The organism is Alterluteimonas muca (assembly GCF_021191595.1).
Taxonomy (GTDB): Bacteria; Pseudomonadota; Gammaproteobacteria; order Xanthomonadales; family Xanthomonadaceae; genus Luteimonas; species Luteimonas muca.
This window is the reverse complement of the sequence record NZ_JAIWPS010000001.1, coordinates 71,368-87,336: the sequence shown is the minus strand read 5'-3', so window position 1 is coordinate 87,336 and position 15,969 is coordinate 71,368. Positions and strand designations below refer to the sequence as shown.

General features: G+C 69.1%; 11 protein-coding genes. 3 read left to right on the top strand and 8 right to left on the bottom strand.

All coding sequences use genetic code 11. The annotated features are described in order from the left end of the window. Nucleotides 1-572 precede the first annotated feature (572 nt). Complete coding sequence (locus tag LDO11_RS00410) at nucleotides 573-1,484, bottom strand: alpha/beta fold hydrolase (RefSeq protein WP_232139753.1); 912 nt, start codon at nucleotides 1,482-1,484, stop codon at nucleotides 573-575. 191 nt (nucleotides 1,485-1,675) lie between these two features. On the opposite strand from LDO11_RS00410, the gene LDO11_RS00405 reads away from it, so the two are divergent. From LDO11_RS00405 to LDO11_RS00395, 3 genes are all read left to right on the top strand, one after another. Beyond that, on the top strand, nucleotides 1,676-2,233 hold the full coding sequence (locus tag LDO11_RS00405) for a biliverdin-producing heme oxygenase (RefSeq protein WP_232139752.1): 558 nt from the start codon (nucleotides 1,676-1,678) through the stop codon (nucleotides 2,231-2,233). Then, nucleotides 2,230-3,942 (top strand): GAF domain-containing protein, encoded by a 1,713-nt coding sequence (locus LDO11_RS00400; protein ID WP_232139751.1) that lies wholly within the window; start codon nucleotides 2,230-2,232, stop codon nucleotides 3,940-3,942. Before LDO11_RS00405 ends, LDO11_RS00400 begins: the two co-directional genes overlap by 4 nt. Nucleotides 3,943-4,020: 78 nt before the next feature. Beyond that, nucleotides 4,021-4,662 carry a TIGR00645 family protein gene (locus LDO11_RS00395; RefSeq protein ID WP_232139750.1) on the top strand — a complete coding sequence of 214 codons (642 nt, stop codon included), beginning with the start codon at nucleotides 4,021-4,023 and terminating at the stop codon, nucleotides 4,660-4,662. A gap of 66 nt (nucleotides 4,663-4,728) precedes the next feature. Here LDO11_RS00395 and LDO11_RS00390 read toward each other — a convergent pair whose 3' ends face one another. The 7 genes from LDO11_RS00390 to LDO11_RS00360 all read right to left on the bottom strand — a co-directional run bounded on the left by LDO11_RS00390 (nucleotide 4,729) and on the right by LDO11_RS00360 (nucleotide 15,958). Next, entirely contained in the window at nucleotides 4,729-7,236 is a 2,508-nt protein-coding gene (locus LDO11_RS00390) for a DEAD/DEAH box helicase family protein (RefSeq protein ID WP_232139749.1), read from the bottom strand. 1 nt (nucleotide 7,237) lies between these two features. Beyond that, complete coding sequence (locus tag LDO11_RS00385; RefSeq protein WP_435574566.1) at nucleotides 7,238-8,941, bottom strand: site-specific DNA-methyltransferase; 1,704 nt, start codon at nucleotides 8,939-8,941, stop codon at nucleotides 7,238-7,240. Continuing rightward, nucleotides 8,941-10,059, bottom strand: a complete 1,119-nt coding sequence (gene fic, locus LDO11_RS00380) for a protein adenylyltransferase Fic (RefSeq protein ID WP_232139748.1) — start codon at nucleotides 10,057-10,059, stop codon at nucleotides 8,941-8,943. Before fic ends, LDO11_RS00385 begins: the two co-directional genes overlap by 1 nt. A 214-nt stretch (nucleotides 10,060-10,273) precedes the next feature. Next, nucleotides 10,274-11,062 carry a TSUP family transporter gene (locus tag LDO11_RS00375; protein ID WP_232139747.1) on the bottom strand — a complete coding sequence of 263 codons (789 nt, stop codon included), beginning with the start codon at nucleotides 11,060-11,062 and terminating at the stop codon, nucleotides 10,274-10,276. A gap of 193 nt (nucleotides 11,063-11,255) precedes the next feature. Next, on the bottom strand, nucleotides 11,256-12,272 hold the full coding sequence (locus LDO11_RS00370; protein ID WP_232139746.1) for a 3-oxoacyl-ACP synthase III: 1,017 nt from the start codon (nucleotides 12,270-12,272) through the stop codon (nucleotides 11,256-11,258). 256 nt (nucleotides 12,273-12,528) lie between these two features. Then, nucleotides 12,529-12,837 (bottom strand): DUF4156 domain-containing protein, encoded by a 309-nt coding sequence (locus tag LDO11_RS00365; RefSeq protein WP_232139745.1) that lies wholly within the window; start codon nucleotides 12,835-12,837, stop codon nucleotides 12,529-12,531. Between the two features lie 256 nt (nucleotides 12,838-13,093). Continuing rightward, entirely contained in the window at nucleotides 13,094-15,958 is a 2,865-nt protein-coding gene (locus tag LDO11_RS00360) for a M16 family metallopeptidase (protein WP_232139744.1), read from the bottom strand. Nucleotides 15,959-15,969 lie beyond the last annotated feature (11 nt).

Genomic DNA, 15,969 nt, shown 5'->3' with positions numbered 1-15,969 from the left:
CGCGTGCTTCGCCGGCGATGGGGCTTCGTTCGCGGTCGCGCTGCCCGTCACGCGCACCGGGGGGTGTGCTCCCCCGGCCGGAGTCCGCGTCCAGCTACCACGGCCGGCCGCCGGCCATCCATGGCCGGCTGGGAGCACACCCCCGGTGCACGCGACGGGCCCGGACGTTCGCCGGCTTCGGCAGGAAGGGCAGGCGCGGTGGCCGACCAGGTCGCTGTGACCATCCTTGTTCTGCTCGCAGGAGAAGAGCCTGCCCCCGAGGTGTTTGGGGTTGCCCCGAAGGGGCGGATGGGGGGCCTCCGCTGCGCGACGCTGCTCTTCGCCTTTGATCTTCGTCCCGACGCCACGACAGGTCGGGGCCCGCCGCGGCCGCAGGGGGATGTCCAGAGCCGGCCATGGATGGCCGGCGACGGATGTGGTAGCAGGACGCGGAGCCATCCGGCTGGGCATCCCCCTGCGGCCGCGGTGGGCCGCCCGCGCCCCCTGCCTTCCCGGCCCAACCCGGCCCTCGCGGGACGACGAGCGGGGAATCGAGTCGTCGTCCGGATCGTCCCCGATCGCCGGCCCGTGCCTTACCCCGCCTGCAGCGGATGCGCGTCCAGGAAGGCGCGGATGCGCGGCACCAGTACTTCGTGGCGGTCCTCGAGCACGTAGTGCCCGGCGTCGTCAAAGGCCTGCACCTCGGCCTGCGGCAGCGCGCGGCGGAAGCCGTCGAGGAAATGATGGTCGAACACGAAATCCTTGAGTCCCCAGCCGATAAAGGCCGGGCGGTCAGCATACCCCGGCAGCGCACGGCCGGCTGCTTCGAGCAGCGGCCAGGCGGCATCCTCCGGGCCCAGCGGGATGTCCTGCATGAAGCGCACGGTGGAGATGCGGTTGGCCCAGCTGTCGTACGGCGCGACATAGGCGCGGCGCACCGCCGCCGGCATCCGCCGTTCGACCCCGATCCACGACGCACCGGCGGAGAACGCGTTGAAGCCGCGGATCACCAGCTCGCCGAGTTTCAGGTCGCGGCCGAAGGCGATCTGCCACGGCATCTTCTTCGCCGCCGGCAGCGGGAATGACGCCGTGTTGAGGATCACCAGCCGGCGCGCGCGCGACGGATCGCGCAGCGCCCAGCCGAAGCCGATCATGCCGCCCCAGTCGTGCACCGCCAGCGTTACCGGCCCGTCGATGCCGAGGCGGTCGAGCACGGTGTCGAGGTCGTCGATGCGCGACTGCAGCGTGTACGCATAGCGCGCATCGTCGGGCTTGTCCGACAGGCCCATGCCGACGTGGTCGGGCACGATGCAGCGGTAGCGGTCGCGCAGCCCGAGCACCAGGTGGCGCCAGTAGTAACTCCACGACGGGTTGCCGTGCAGCATCAGCACCACCTCGCCATCGCGCGGGCCCTCGTCGAGCACGTGCTGGAGCACACCCTTCTGGAGCACGCCCGGCCGGACCTCGATCCGCCGGCCCTGGAACGGGTAATCGGGAAATTGCACGCACAACGCCTGGAATGCCGGAATCCGGCGGCGCGCCATTCTATCGCGGGCACCCGGCGCGTCCTGCCACCGGCAGTACCGGCACCCACGGCGGGCAGGGACGCCGCAGCCACGTCCGGCTGAACCTGACTCGTTCACGCGGGTGCCACGAAAGTGAATACTGCGGCCGGCCCGATCTGTATCATCGACCGATGCCTCTGACCGCCCTGAAACCCGTCGCCGATCTGCGCGATCGGCTGCGAGAAGCAACGCTGTCCGCCCACCGGCAGCTCGACGGGCTGCTTGCGGGCGGCCTGGCCGACGTCGCCACCTACCACGCCTACCTGCGCGGCATGCACCGCTTCATCAGCGATGCCGAAGCGGTCCTCGACGAGCCTCCGCTGCGCTCGCTGTGGCTGTCCGCGGACCTGGTTGCACTGGAACTGCCCCCATTGCCGCCGTGCGGCAGGCTGCAGCGCGCGACCGGTGCGGAGGAACGCCTCGGCTGGCGCTACGTGATAGCAGGAAGCAGCATGGGCGCGCGCCTGCTGCGGCGCGATGCGCAGCGCCTGGGATTCACCGCCCAGCGCGGCGCCCGCTTCCTCGACCGCCACGCCATCGACGGCGAATGGCCGGCGGTGCTGCAACAGCTCGCGGAAGCGGCACTCCCACCTGCACGCGAAGCGCTGCTCGTCGAGGGCGCGCACGATGCGTTCGCCGCCGCCGAAGCCGGCCTGCGCCGTGCGCTCCTTCTGGACGATGTGCCATGACCAAGCTCCTCGACCGCGCGCTCGCCGCGTGCGCACGCGAACCGATCCACCAGTCCGGCGCGATCCAGCCGCATGGCTACATGATCAGCTGCGCGCTGCCCGACTGGACCATCCGCCACGTGTCGGCAAACATCGAGGAGGTCACCGGCTACCCGCCGGAAGACATGCTGCGGCAGTCGCTGCGCGAGTTCTTCACCAGCGACCTGATCGAACCGATCGCCGAGACCATCGGCTTCACCGAAGCCGGCGCACCGCCGCAGCGCGCCGCGATCGGCAATATCGGGCCGATGGCGCAGCTGTGCGATATCGGCGTGCACGTGGCCGATGGCCTGGTGCACCTGGAGATCGAGGTGCAGCCGCAGAACGCCTCGGGCGAACGTTCGCCGACGATGGCCGCGCAGGCGATGATCTCGCGCCTGGCCGGCCACGACGATGCCGACGGCTTCAACCAGCAGGTCGCCGAACAGGTGCGCCTGCTGACCGGCTACGACCGGGTGATGATCTACCGCTTCCGCCACGACGATGCCGGCGAGGTGGTGGCCGAGGCGCGCGATCCGGGCATGCCCTCCTACCTCGGCCTGCGCTATCCGGGTTCCGACATTCCGGCGCAGGCGCGTGCGCTGTACCTGCGCAACCGCGTGCGGGTGATCCCGGACGTGTCCTACGTGCCGGTGCCGGTGATCCCCGACCGCCACGCCAATGGCGATCCGCTCAATCTCGGCCAGCATGCGCTGCGCAGCGTGTCGCCGGTGCACATGGAATACCTGCGCAACATGGGCGTGGCGGCATCGGCCTCGATCTCGATCGTTGGCGGCGGCCGCCTGTGGGGGCTGATCGCCTGCCACCACCGCACGCCGCGCCGGCTGTCGCCGGGCGTGCGCGCCTCGGCCGACCTGTTCGGCCTGTTCGTGTCGATGCGCATCGCCGCGCGCGACCAGCAGCGCGCGGTGGCGCAGGAAGACGACGCACGCCAGGTGCGCGACACCCTGTCCCTGCGCCTGGCCGCCGCGCCCGACCCGCGCCTGGCGCTGCCCGACAACCTCGACCTGCTGCTGCGTGCCGTGGCCAGCGACGGCGTGGCGCTGTTCCAGCGCGGGCAGTGGCACACCGCCGGGCGTACGCCGGGCGCGGACGCGAAGCCACGCCTGGTGCGCTGGGCCGAGCACCGCTCGGCACCGAACATCATCGCCACCGCGAATGCCAGCGACTGGGAAGGCGACGTCGACGGCGACGGCCTTGCCGGCGTGCTGGCGCTGCCGCTGGATCCGGCCACCGGCGACTGGCTGTTCTTCTTCCGCTGCGAGGAGGTGGAGGAGGTCCGCTGGGCGGGGCCGCCTGGCGAGCCGATGCAGCTCGACGCGAGCGGCAACCGCCTCGGCCCACGCCGTTCCTTCTCCGCCTGGCACGAGGTGGTGCGCGGGCGCAGCTTGCCGTGGAGCGATGCCGACCAGCGCACCGCCGACCGCCTGAGCATGCTGCTGCGCGAGCGCTACCGGCGCAGCGACCTGCACGTGCAGGTCAGCGACCTGCGCGCGCGGCGCACGCGGATGGCGGTGCGTGACCAGCGCGAGCGCCTGCTGCGCCTGTCCGAGCTGCTCGACGGTCTGGTGCACGTGGGCCCGGACGAGGCGGCGCGGCTGGCGGCGCGCATCTCGGTGCTGGAATCCGAACTGCAGACGCTGATCGGCAGCGAGGCCATCGAGCACTGACGGCAGCCGCCACACGCGGCGCTTGGCAGGATGCCGGCGCGGTCGTTACATTGCGCCGCCCTGTCCTGCGGCGCCTGGATGTCCTCCCCCGCCACCACCACCCCGCCCGGCCTGCTCGCCGGGCTGATCTTCAGTTCCCGCTGGCTGCAGCTTCCGCTCTACCTCGGCCTCATCGCCGCGCAGGGCGTGTATGTCGTGCTGTTCGTCAAGGAGCTCTGGCACCTGATCCACGGTGCGGCCAGCCTCGGCGAGCAGGCGATCATGCTGATCGTGCTCGGCCTGATCGACGTGGTGATGATCTCCAACCTGCTGGTGATGGTGATCGTCGGCGGCTACGAGACCTTCGTGTCGCGGCTGCGGCTGGAAGGCCATCCCGACCAGCCGGAGTGGCTGTCCCACGTCAACGCCAGCGTGCTCAAGGTCAAGCTGGCGATGGCGATCATCGGCATCAGCTCGATCCACCTGCTCAAGACCTTCATCGAGGCCGGCATGGCCGGCGGCCTGCCGACCTGCGGCACCGTCGACGCGCTGCAGGCGGCGAAACTGTGGATGGAGATGGGCGGCGCCGCCAACGTGCGCACCTGCACCACCTACACCCCCGACGGCATCATGTGGCAGGCGATCATCCATGCCATCTTCATCCTGTCGGCCATCGGCATCGCCTGGACCGACCGGCTGATGCACCACGCCGGCAACCATCGCGAAAAGCACGCGGGCTGAGGCGGGGCGGCGTAGCTGATCGCCGGACGGGCACCACCCGCCATCGCGGATGCTGCCGCGCCCGACTCAGGGAAATCGCAGCCGGTCGATGCTGAAAGCCCCGTCGCTCTGCAGGCGACCGTCCAGCTCGCGGAGATAGACGAATTCGCGCTCGCCGCGCTTGCGACCCACCATGAGCACACGGCCGTACTCGCCGTGCACGGCGCCCGCCTTGTCCACCTCGGGGGGATCACCCCACAGGTGGAAGCCCTTGTGCTCGAGCATCACCACACCGGCGCCCGCACGCCCCTCGATGCACGCCACGAAGTCCGGATAGTACCCACGACCGTCGTCCCACCGGTACAGGCCGACACCCGTCTGGGACGGATTGCGGTGCCACCAGCGGACCAGCGGACTCGCGTCCAGCAGTTCGGCGATCGCGATCTCGTCCGGGTTCAGGCCCGTGGGGAACACGCCATACAGCGCGCGGACGGCGGGGCGCAGACGCTGGTCGCTGTGCAGCTCTGCAGGCAACCCTACGTTGACGTCCAGCACCTGGTGCTGGCGCATGCGCCGATATGCATCGCGCAACAGCCGTGGACGACGCACCAGCACGAGATCGAGCTGCTGCATCCGCAGCTCCTCGTCCTCAGGCACGTCCGCGCCGGAGGCTTCGACAGCCGCGATGAAGCGCTCCAGCAAGCGGCGATACAGCTCGCGGTCGTTGGACTCCGGCAGGCGCAAGCGGATCTGTTCGGCCCGCTCGGCGAGCGCTTCCGGCGACATCGTTGCCCAGACGTCCTCGCCATCCTCGGCGACCGTCCCTGCATCGAACAGCCCGCCTTCCACACGCTGCACCTGCACCCGGCGGCGCGTGCGCTCGTTGAGGACTTCCAGCGAGAAATCCACATGCGCGGCCAGCCCGGCCTCGAAGTCGGCAGGCACCGGCGGCATCCGCTCGCCGCGCAGACTGGCCGGCGCATCGGCGCGCCGGTGATAGCGGTAGATGTGTTCCTCGGCCAACGCGAGCGCGGCACTGACCGGGGATGCGGCGCCGGCAGTCGCCGACGCAGCCGGGGTCTCGCCACCGGTAAGCGCCAGCAGCGCCTGCGTCGTGGCGGCGTAACCAGTGAACGGCGTATCCGCCAGCGCAACGTCCGGATCCTGCACGGCGGCGGTTCGAGTGCTCCCGTCGCCGGAGGTGTCGACGACGCTCGCAACGCCGCCGGACACCAGCAGGCTCAGGGGTTCGCCGCTGCGCACGATCTGCAGCTGCGCGGCGTCGCCAATCACCGTCATCACCGTCTGCGTGCCGAGCTCCGGCGCCTGGGTGGTGAGCGTGTTGATCTGCGTACCCGCCTGCAGCAGGCCTTCCTGTGATTCGGAGTTGGCGAGGAATACATAGCCGTGCTCCAGCACGGGCGGCACGCCGGTCCGGGCCTGCAGCAGCGCATGGCGCCGCACGATGCGGCCGATCACCTGGATGCCGAAGCCGACGTCGCGCGTACCACGCAGCGCGGCCAGGGTGAACGCGCGCGGCGCATCGAATCCCAGTGCCACGGCCATCTTGAACACCAGCACCTCGACAGTGGGGTCCTGCGCAAGCGATAGCAGATCGGGATCGGGCTCGTCGGCGGTGTGCACGCGCACGGCGCTTTCCGCAAAGCCGAGTTCTTCCACGAGGTAGCGCCGCGCCGCCTCCTGGGCCGCGCGGCCATCGGGTACCTGCACCAGCATCAGCGGCGTGAGGGGAATCGCCTGGGCCTGCAGTTCGTCGCGGATGCGCCGGTGCATGGCCGCACATTCGCGCAGCGCAAGGTGCTCGAAGTCGACCAGCTGCGCGGTGTCACCGTCGCGGGCAATGAAGCGGACCATGCGCACGCCGCGCTTGAGCAGCCCCGCATCCACCGCATCGGCACGACCGACCGACGCCCAGTCGGCCGGGTCACCCACGGTGTAGCCGGTGGCGCGCTCGAACGCGGCCATGTCCGCGTCGCGCGGCGTGGCCGTCATCAGCAACGCGTAGTCCGGCTCCAGCACGTCGGCGAAGAAAGCGCGCGCCTGCACCGCACGCTGGAAGCCATGGTGGGCCTCATCCACGACGCAGCCGATGCGCACGCCCTGCTCCCGCGCCAGTGCGATCACGGTATCGATGGCCAGCCCGCTGTCGCCGGACTGCCGTGCGCGACGGCTGTCGGCACTGCGCGCAACCAGCGATGACCAGGTCACCACGAACACGCCGCCGCCCGCCACTGCGTCCGGGTGACGGTCACTGCCGAGGTCCAGCAGCGCAAGTTCGGGTGCCTGCGCCGCCAGCGCGCGGCGCGACTGGTCGACCAGCCCGGTGAACGGCGCGAACCAGAACCACAGCACGCGTTCGGCCGTCGACACCGCACGCATGGCCTCGATGGCCATCAGCGTCTTGCCCGAACCGGTGGGCGCCTGCAGCACCACCGCGGCATCGTTGCGGCGTGCCTCGGCCAACCGCTCCGGCGCAGCGGCGGACAGGCTGGCGTACAGCGCGCGGACATTGGCAAAGCGGGCGACGATGCCGTCGCACACCGTCTGCTGGAACTGTTTGAGGTGTGCAGGCATGTCAGCGTCCGAAACGTTCGCGCAGGTGCTGCGGGATGGGCCGCCAGTCGTGCGGTGAGCCGGCGGTGCGCCAGCGCTCCGGCGCCCAGCTGTAGAGCGTGGCCGGCTCGTCGCCATGCGCTTCGAGCCATGCCTGCATGCGGGCGCAGCTGGCGGGATAGGCGTTGGCGAGATAGCCGAAGGCGCTTCCGTCTCCGGCCACGTCGACGGCGAAGCCGTCGCCCGGCCAGGGCGTGAGTGGCCGCGCGTGCAGCAGTTGCAGCGCGTTCCAGATCTCCGCGTGATCGAGCTTCTGGCTCATGCGGTGCTTCGGCACCCGTCGTGCGCGCAGATAGGCGAAGCCGCCGTCGAGCCCCGGCACGTCCTGCCCCCTGGCATTGGTGTAGCCGCCCAGCACCCGGCGCACGCGCTCGGCGCAGACATCGCGGCACAGGTTCTTGTCCGGCTGGTCGTCGGTGGCCTCGGTGCTGCTGACCAGGATGAAGCGGCGGTTGCCGCCGTCTTCGGCGTTGAGCTGAGTGACCGCCTGCGCAGTTGTTCCGGACCCGGCAAAGAAATCCAGAACTACGTCTTGTTCAGATGTAACGAAGGACAACAGACGCGACAGCAGGTCCACCGGCTTAGGGTTGTTGAATACTTTCTCGTTATTGAAAATCGCGCGCAGTTCGTTCGCCCCAGATCTCCCATCAAGATCAATAACGCTAGATAGCTTCGATCTGTAGTCGCGTAGATAGATTTTCAGTTCGATCAACTTGTTGTGATCTGATCCGAACAATATCCGCTTCTGGTCAAGCAGCGAGTCCATAGTTGCCTTAGGGAACCTGTATCCCATCAGCGGCTGCGTGCATGCCTGCTGAGTTTCCGGGTGGAACACGTCATAGCGGTAGCCTTCTTTGCCGGGGTTATGCACGCTTCTACTTCCCGCGTAAATCCCAGCACGATCAATGAATTTGTAGTTGTCGAGCGGGCTAAGTTGATCCTTGTTGTTGCGGAACCAAGCTGTGTACTCAGCTTGAAGCTCCGTGTCGTCGACATAGGCGGAAAGCAGCTCTTCCTCAACAGCGAGCATTGCCGCTTTCGTTGCAACCTCGGAGGACTTCCATTCTGCCGGCACAGAAGACTTGTTCTTGCCGTAGAAAAGTAGGTATTCGTGTTCCGTGACGACCCTGCTCGGGTTGTTGTCGGTTACGTTCTTCCAAATTACGGTTCCGATCTTGTTGTCCTCCCCGAACACCCGATCCATCAACATCCCGAGCCGGAACAGCTCGTTGTCGTCGATGCTGACGAAGATCACCCCGTCATCGGCCAGCAGCTCCTTGGCCAGCTGCAGCCGCCGGTACATGAATTCCAGCCACAGCGAGTGGCGGAAGCGGTGGGTGCGGTCGACGAAGCGGTCGTTGTAGACGAAGTCGCGGTTGCCGGTGTTGTAGGGCGGGTCGATGTAGATGCAGTTGATGGCGCCCTTGTGGCTGGCCCGCAGCGCGCGCAGCGCGTCGAAGTTGTCGCCTTCGATGATGAGGTTGTCCCAGGGTGCGTCGCCATGGCTCAGGCCCGCATCCAGTTCGAGCGCAACGTAGTCGCTGTTGACCGCGCTGTCGGCGTCGATTTCATCACGCTCCCACACCAGGCCCAGCTGGCGTTCGGCATCGCGCCGCTGCAGCAGGCGGATCAACGCCGGGCGGTCGAGTGCGTCGTAGTCGGCCATCAGTGCTTGCGCTCCTGCAGGTGACGGTACTGCTGCGGCGCATGGCTGCCATCGGACAGCAGGCGCAGGTAGGCCGGGTGCAGGAACAGCTTTTCCTTGCCCATGCGCTGTTCCTGCAGCACGCCGATGTCCACCAGCTCGCGCAGGTAGCGTGCGGCGGTCTCGCGCTTGGCGATGCCCATCTCCACCACGTTCTGGATGCGGCAGTAGGGCTGGTTGAAGATCACGTCCACCAGTTCCCGGCTGTACACCTTGGGTCGCTCGGCACGGATCCACTCGGCGGCCGCCTCATGCAGGCGGCGGATGGCATCGATCTTGGCACCGGTCCAGCGTGCGGTGTCGGTGATGGCATCAAGCATCCACGCCACCCACTCCACCCAGTTGCCCTCGCGGGTGACCTCCAGAAGCAGGCGGTAGTAGTCGGCCTTGCGCTCGATGATGTAGCGCGACAGATAGAGCACCGGCTGGTCCAGCAGGTCCTGCTCGACCAGCATCAACAGGTTGAGCACGCGACCGGTCCGCCCGTTGCCATCGGTGAAGGGATGGATGGCTTCGAACTGGTAGTGCGCGACCGCCATGCGGATCAGCGGGTCGATGTCGCGGCAGTCGTGGATGAACCGTTCCCAGTTGGCCAGCTTCTCGCGCAGCAGCGCCTCGCCTACCGGTGGCGTGTAGATCACCTCGCCAGTCTGCTGGTTGGCCAGGGCGGTGCCGGGCACGCGGCGTACCTGCATCTGCACGCCCTTGATCCGGGTGCAGACCGCCTCGGCCGTACCCGTGCACAGGGGCCGCTGGCGCAGCGACTGGAAACCTTCCTGCAGCGCAGTCCGGTATCGCAATGCTTCCTTGGTGGCAGGATCCGCGGCCTCGGCGTGGCTGGCGAAACGGAACAGGCTGTCGGTGGTGGTGACGATGTTCTCGATCTCGGAGCTTGCCTGCGCCTCGAGGACCGGAATCGTATTGATCAGGACGGCCGGGTTCGGCAGGTGACCTGTCGCCTGCCGCAGTGAAGCCAAGGCCTTGTGCGCCTCGATGCACGCTTTCAGGAGGTCGCGGGTTTCGAGATCCCCCGGGGGTGGCAGCGTGGGAAGTTCATTGAACGGCTGCTTGGGATCCATCCGCGTTGCTCATGTCGATCGGATCGACATGATCGCACGGACATGTCCAGAAAGACCTAATTTTTCGACACGAATCATTTTCGCGCAGTAAGCCGCAACGGCGGTTCGGGTTCTGCGGGGTCCGGTCTGCCGACCTGTGACTTTCCTTGCGAACGTCCATGGCGGGCTCAAGGAAAGATCGATGACCTTTTCTTTCCCAGCAGGCCAGACATGTTCAAACAAGGAAAGTTCTGAGCCACGCAGTCAGCGGGTTGTCCGCGTCCGCCAGCAGCTTCACCGTCAGCGCCAGCGACATCACCACCAGCAGCGGGCGGATCGCGCGGCTGCCGACCTTCAGCGCGAGGTGGGCGCCGAGCTGGCCGCCGGCGAGGCTGGCCACCGCCATCACCAGGCCCAGCAGCCACAGCACCTGGCCGCCGATGACGAAGGTGATCAGCGCCGCGACGTTGCTGGCGAGGTTGAGGCACTTGGTATGCGCGGTGGCCGACACCAGACCCATGCCGAACAGCGCCACCAGTGCGGTGGCCATGAACGAGCCGGCGCCGGGGCCGAAGAAGCCGTCGTAGAAGCCCAGCGCGGTCATCGTCGCCACCAGCGCACCCTCGCCCAGCCGCGCACGGGTATCGGTCTCGCTGGGTTTGGGGCCGAACAGGAAGTAGCCGGCCATGGTGATGAGCAGCAGCGGCACCAGCCCGGCGAGGAACGAGGGATCCACCGCCTGCAGCGCCAGTGCCCCGCCCACCGAGCCGGCGAACGCGCCGCCCGCCGGCCAGGCGATGCGCCGGAAGTCGATCCAGCCACGACGGGCGAACGCGTAGACGGCGCCACTGGTGCCGAAGCTCGACTGCAGCTTGTTGGTGGCCAGCGCCTGCACCGGCGGCACCCCGGCCGCCATCAGCGCGGGGATGGTGATCAGCCCGCCACCGCCGGCCATCGCGTCGATGGTGCCGGCGACGAATGCGGCCAGGGCCAGCAGGGCGAGGACGTCGAGGCCGAATTCCATGGGATCTGCACCAGCGCGCGGCGCGGTGGCGCCGGTCGATGTGGGTGGGTGTGCCAGGCGCGCGTGGCGCGTGCCGCGCCTGCGAACCGATGCGTCGCGCGTGGCGGAGCGCCGGGCCGGTCAGGCCGCCGCGGGCGGACATGACAGGGGCCGGACAGGCCGGCCCCGGATCACGACGAAGGTGTGGCCGGTGTTACCAGACCACCTCGGCCATCGAGCAGTTCAGGCCGGAGCCGATGCCCAGCAGCGCCACCCGGTCGCCCTTCTTCAGGCGGCCGTCCTCGCGCAGCTTCGACAGCACGATCGGCACCGAGGCCGGGCCGATGTTGCCGTGCTCGCCGAAGATGGTCATGACCTTCTTCGGGTCGATGTTGAAGGCCTTGATGAAGGCGGCGGTGTGCGCCTTGCTGACCTGGTGGATCACGAACTCGTCGAGCTCCTCGACCGCCCAGCCGAGCTTGGCCTTGGCGGCGATGAAGGTCTTCTGCGCCAGCTTGATGCCTTCGATCAGCAGCATCCGGGTGTCGGTGACCATGCGGTCGAGGTTGCCGCGGCACAGGGTGTTCCACTCGGTGGCCGCGCGGGTCACGCCGCCCTTGTAGCGCGGTGCGCCCGGAGCCAGCTCGGCGCGTGCCAGCACCATCGCCGCGGCACCGCAGCCGAGCGTCAGCGTGGCGAGCTCGTTGCGGAAGTCCTCCTCGGTGGCCTCCGGGCACAGCAGGCGCTCGATGGTCTTCTCGTAGGCGAGGTTGGCGGTCTCGCCGTCGACGACCAGCGCGTAGTCGATCTCGCCGCGCTCGATCATGCGGCTGGCCACGTCCATGCCGTTGAGGAAGGCCAGGCAGGCGTTGGCGAGGTCGAAGTTCTGGCAGGTGTCGGACATGCCGAGGTTGCCGCTGACGATCGACGCGGTGGACGGCTCGAGGTAGTCGCGGCTGACCGAGGTGTTGACCAGCAGGCCGACCTTGGCCGGGTCGATGCCGGCATCGGCCAGCGCCTTGACCGCGGCGAGCGTGGCCGCATCGGAGGCCTGGACGTCGTCGTCCCACAGCCGCCGGGCGTGGATGCCGGCGATGTCCTGCAGGACGTCGGTCTTGATGTTGAGGCGGTCGAGCGTGGGCTTGAGGCGCGCGTTGATTTCGTCCGACGTCAGCCGCCGCGGGGCGTCGATGTGGGCCAGACCGGCAATGGCGACGTGTTGGAACAGCATGGACGTGGGCACCGCGGCAAAAAAGGTGACATAGGGTACCGGCTTCCGGTTCCCCGCGCATTTTGAATGGGCGGTCAAACTGAATCGCGGGGTGCGGATGCACGCCGACAGGCGCGTGCCCTCACCCCTGCCCCTCGCTCCGCGCCCCCGCCCTCGCGTCACCGCCCGGGCGTCCGCCGGCACGCGAGCCGGTGGCTCGCAAGCGTACCGGCTCACCCCGCGGGCGGAAGCGCGGTTCCAGAGCGGAGTCCGCGCCTCAGCCGCCGCAGCGCCACGCGGCGAAACGCTGGCTGCCCGCGGTGGGCGGCGCCAGCGGATGCACGGTGTCGGCGCCGAGACCGGGCGCCTCGTTGCGGGCGAGGGTTTCCAGTTCCTCGCGCACGCGCAGCTGGTTGCGCTCGATGAAGGCCACGCTGTGTTTCACCGAGACCTCGACCTCCCCGCGCTTTTCGCAGCCCGACGGCGCGGTGGCCGCGACCCGCACCGCGCTGGCGCCGGGCGCCATGTGCACCCAGGTGCAGCCGGATGTGGCGAGGAACAGGACCGCAAGGATCGGGGCGCGCATGGGACAACTCCGGAAAGGCGTGAGGACCGGGGATTCTGACATTGGCGGTAGGCGGGAGTGTGGCCCGGCGGCGGCAACCGCTGCCGATGACCATCCGGAGTCGCACGGATGCCCTGCTGCCCTCATCCGGCCCTTCGGGCCACCCCGCTCCGCGCCCCGGCCCTCGCGTCACCGCTCGGGCGTTCGCCGGCACGCGAGCCAGTGGCTCGCAGGCGTGCCGCCTCACCCCGCAGCGGAAGAAGGGGCGCCGTCCGGCTTATTGCTGGACCGGGTTGCCGTCGGCGTCGACCACCGACACCTCGCCCAGCTCCAGCGCGCGCACCGGCGCCTCGATCTTCGACAGGTCGCCGACGATCACCCAGGTCAGCCGCTGCGGGTCGATCGTTGCCGCGGCCTCGTGCACCTGGGCGGGAGTGAGTGCCTCGATCTCGGCCCGCCGCTGCTCGACGTAATCGTCCGCACGGCCGTAGCGCACCATGGCCGAGATCTCGGACAGCACGCTGCTGGCGGTCTCGTACGAACCCGGCAGGCCGCGGATCTCGGTGGCCTGGATCTTGGCCACTTCGTCAGCGGTGGCCGGGGTCTGGCCGCTGGCGTATTCGCTGATCTCGCGGCGCATCTCGGCCAGCGCATCGGCGGTGCGGTCGATCTGCACCGGTGCCAGCGCGATCCACGGCCGCGGCCCGACCGCACCGACGGTCGTGGTGAACGCGCCGTACGACCAGTGCTTGTCCTCGCGCAGGTTCATGTTGAGCCGCGAGGTGAACGTGCCGCCGAGCACCGAGTTGGCGATGCCGAAGCGGGTGGCGCCGTCATCACGGCTGGATGGCACCAGCTGGCCGACGAAGATGTTGGCCTGCACCGCACCCGGCTGGTCGATCAGGAACACCCGCGGGCTGGCCGGGCGCGCGACCGCATCCACCGACGGCAGCTCCGGGGCGGGACCGGCGGCGCGCCAGTCGCCGAAGTGGCGCTCCAGCGCCGGCACGATCTCGTCCAGCGTGGTGTCGCCGACGACCACCAGGGTGGCGTTGTCCGGGCGCACCCAGTCGCGATGGAAGGCGACGAGGTCGTCGCGGGTGAGCGCGGCCACGGACTGCTCGGTCCCGCTGCCGCTGAGCGGGATCGCATATGGATGCCCCTCGCCATACAGCAGCGGCGGCAGCACCCGCAGCGCGGCGCCGTTGGGGCGCGCCTTCTCCTGGCGGATGCCGGCGATCCAGGTCGCCTTGACGCGGTCGATCTCGGACGGGTCGAAGCGCGGCGCGCGGATCATCTGCGCATACAGCGCAAGCGACGGATCCAGGTTCTCCTTCAGCGCCGACAGGTAGGCGTTGCCGCCATCCAGGCTCGCGCCCGACGACAGCACCGCACCGAGTGCCTCCGCGCGTTCGGCGAATTCCAGCGCGCGCAGCTCGCCCGCGCCTTCATCGAGCATGCCCATGGTGAAACCGGAGGTGCCGAGCCTGCGGCCCTGGTCGGCGGCGTAGCCACCGGGGAACTCGTAGCTCATCTGCACCACCGGAATGTCGCTGCGGCGGGCGAGGATGACCTGCGTGCCGTTGGAGAGCTGCGCGCGCTCCAGCGCCGGGAACGCGAGTTCCGGGAAGCTCTCCGGCACCGGCACGCCCTGGCTGCGATCGACCTGCGGCTGCGTATGCGTGTACTTCGAGTCGACCGGTGGCAGCTCGAACGGCGCCGGCGTCACCGCCGGCTCCTCGGGAATCTCCTGGCGCTCGCCCGGGACCACGGTGAGCACGTGGTCGCCCGCGGCCAGCCAGGTGCGGCCCACCGCGGCGACCTGCTCCGCGGTGGTCGCGGCGATCGTCTCCAGCGAACGGCGGAAGCAGCCCGGGTCCTGCTCGTACACGGTGCATTCGGCCAGCGCATCGGCCTTGCCGCCGAAGCCGCCGATGCGCTCGATGCCGCGGATGAAGCCGGCGCGCACCGCGGTCTTGGCGCGTTCGACCTCGCCGGCGTCCGGGCCTTCGGCGATCAACCGCTTCAGCTCCTCGTCGATCGCGGCTTCCACCTGCGCGGGCTCAACGCCGTCGCGCACGTTGGCCATGATCATGAAACGCGAGCCCAGCTGGCCGCCCCCGGCCATCGCGCTGATGCTGTCGACCAGGCGGTCCGTGTGCAGCAGCCGGCGGTCGAGCCGCGAGGTGCGCGCACCGCCGAGCACATGGGCGAGCACCTGCAGCCGCTCGAGATCCTCGGAGCCGGTTTCGGCCACGTTCCAGACCCGGTAGATGCGCGTCTGCGGCACCTTGTCCTCGAGGGTGTCGCGGGTGGTGGCGGTGCGGCGCGCGGGATCCACCGACGGCTGCGCCATCGTCGGCCCGGCCGGGATATGCCCGAAGTAGCGCGCGACCTTCTCCTTCGCGGTGGCCACGTCGATGTCGCCGGCCAGCACCAGCACCGCGTTGTTCGGGCCATACCAGGCGCGGAACCACTGCTGCACGTCCGCGAGCGTGGCGGCATCGAGATCGTTCATCGAGCCGATCACGCTGTGGTGGTACGGGTGGCCCTTCGGATACAGCGACTTGCCCAGCACCTCCCAGACCTGGCCGTAGGGCTGGTTCTGGCCCTGGCGTTTCTCGTTCTGCACCACCCCGCGCTGCTCGTCGAGCGCGGCCTGGTCCACCGCGCCGAGCAGATGGCCCATGCGGTCGGATTCCATCCACAGCGCCATGTCGAGCGCGGTGGTGGGCACGTTCTGGAAGTAGTTGGTGCGGTCGTTGTTGGTGGTGCCGTTCATGTCGGTGGCGCCGACCAGTTCGAACGGGGCGAAGAACTCGCCGTCGTGGTGCTCGGTCTTCTGGAACATCAGGTGTTCGAACAGGTGCGCGAAGCCGGTGCGCCCGGCTGGCTCGTCCTTGGAGCCGACGTGGTACCAGAGGTTCACCGCCACGATCGGCGCCTTGCGGTCGGTGTGCACCACCACGCGCAGGCCGTTGGGCAGGGTGAACTGTTCGTAGGCGATGTCGACCGCCGGCGGCGGGGTCTGTGCGAACGCGGACGGCACCAGCGCGCCCATCCCGAGGGCGAGCCCCAGCGCGCAGGCGAGGATGGCGGTACGGGGGCGTGCTGCGGCGGCAGCGGTACGGGCGTGGCGCATGCGGTCTCCTT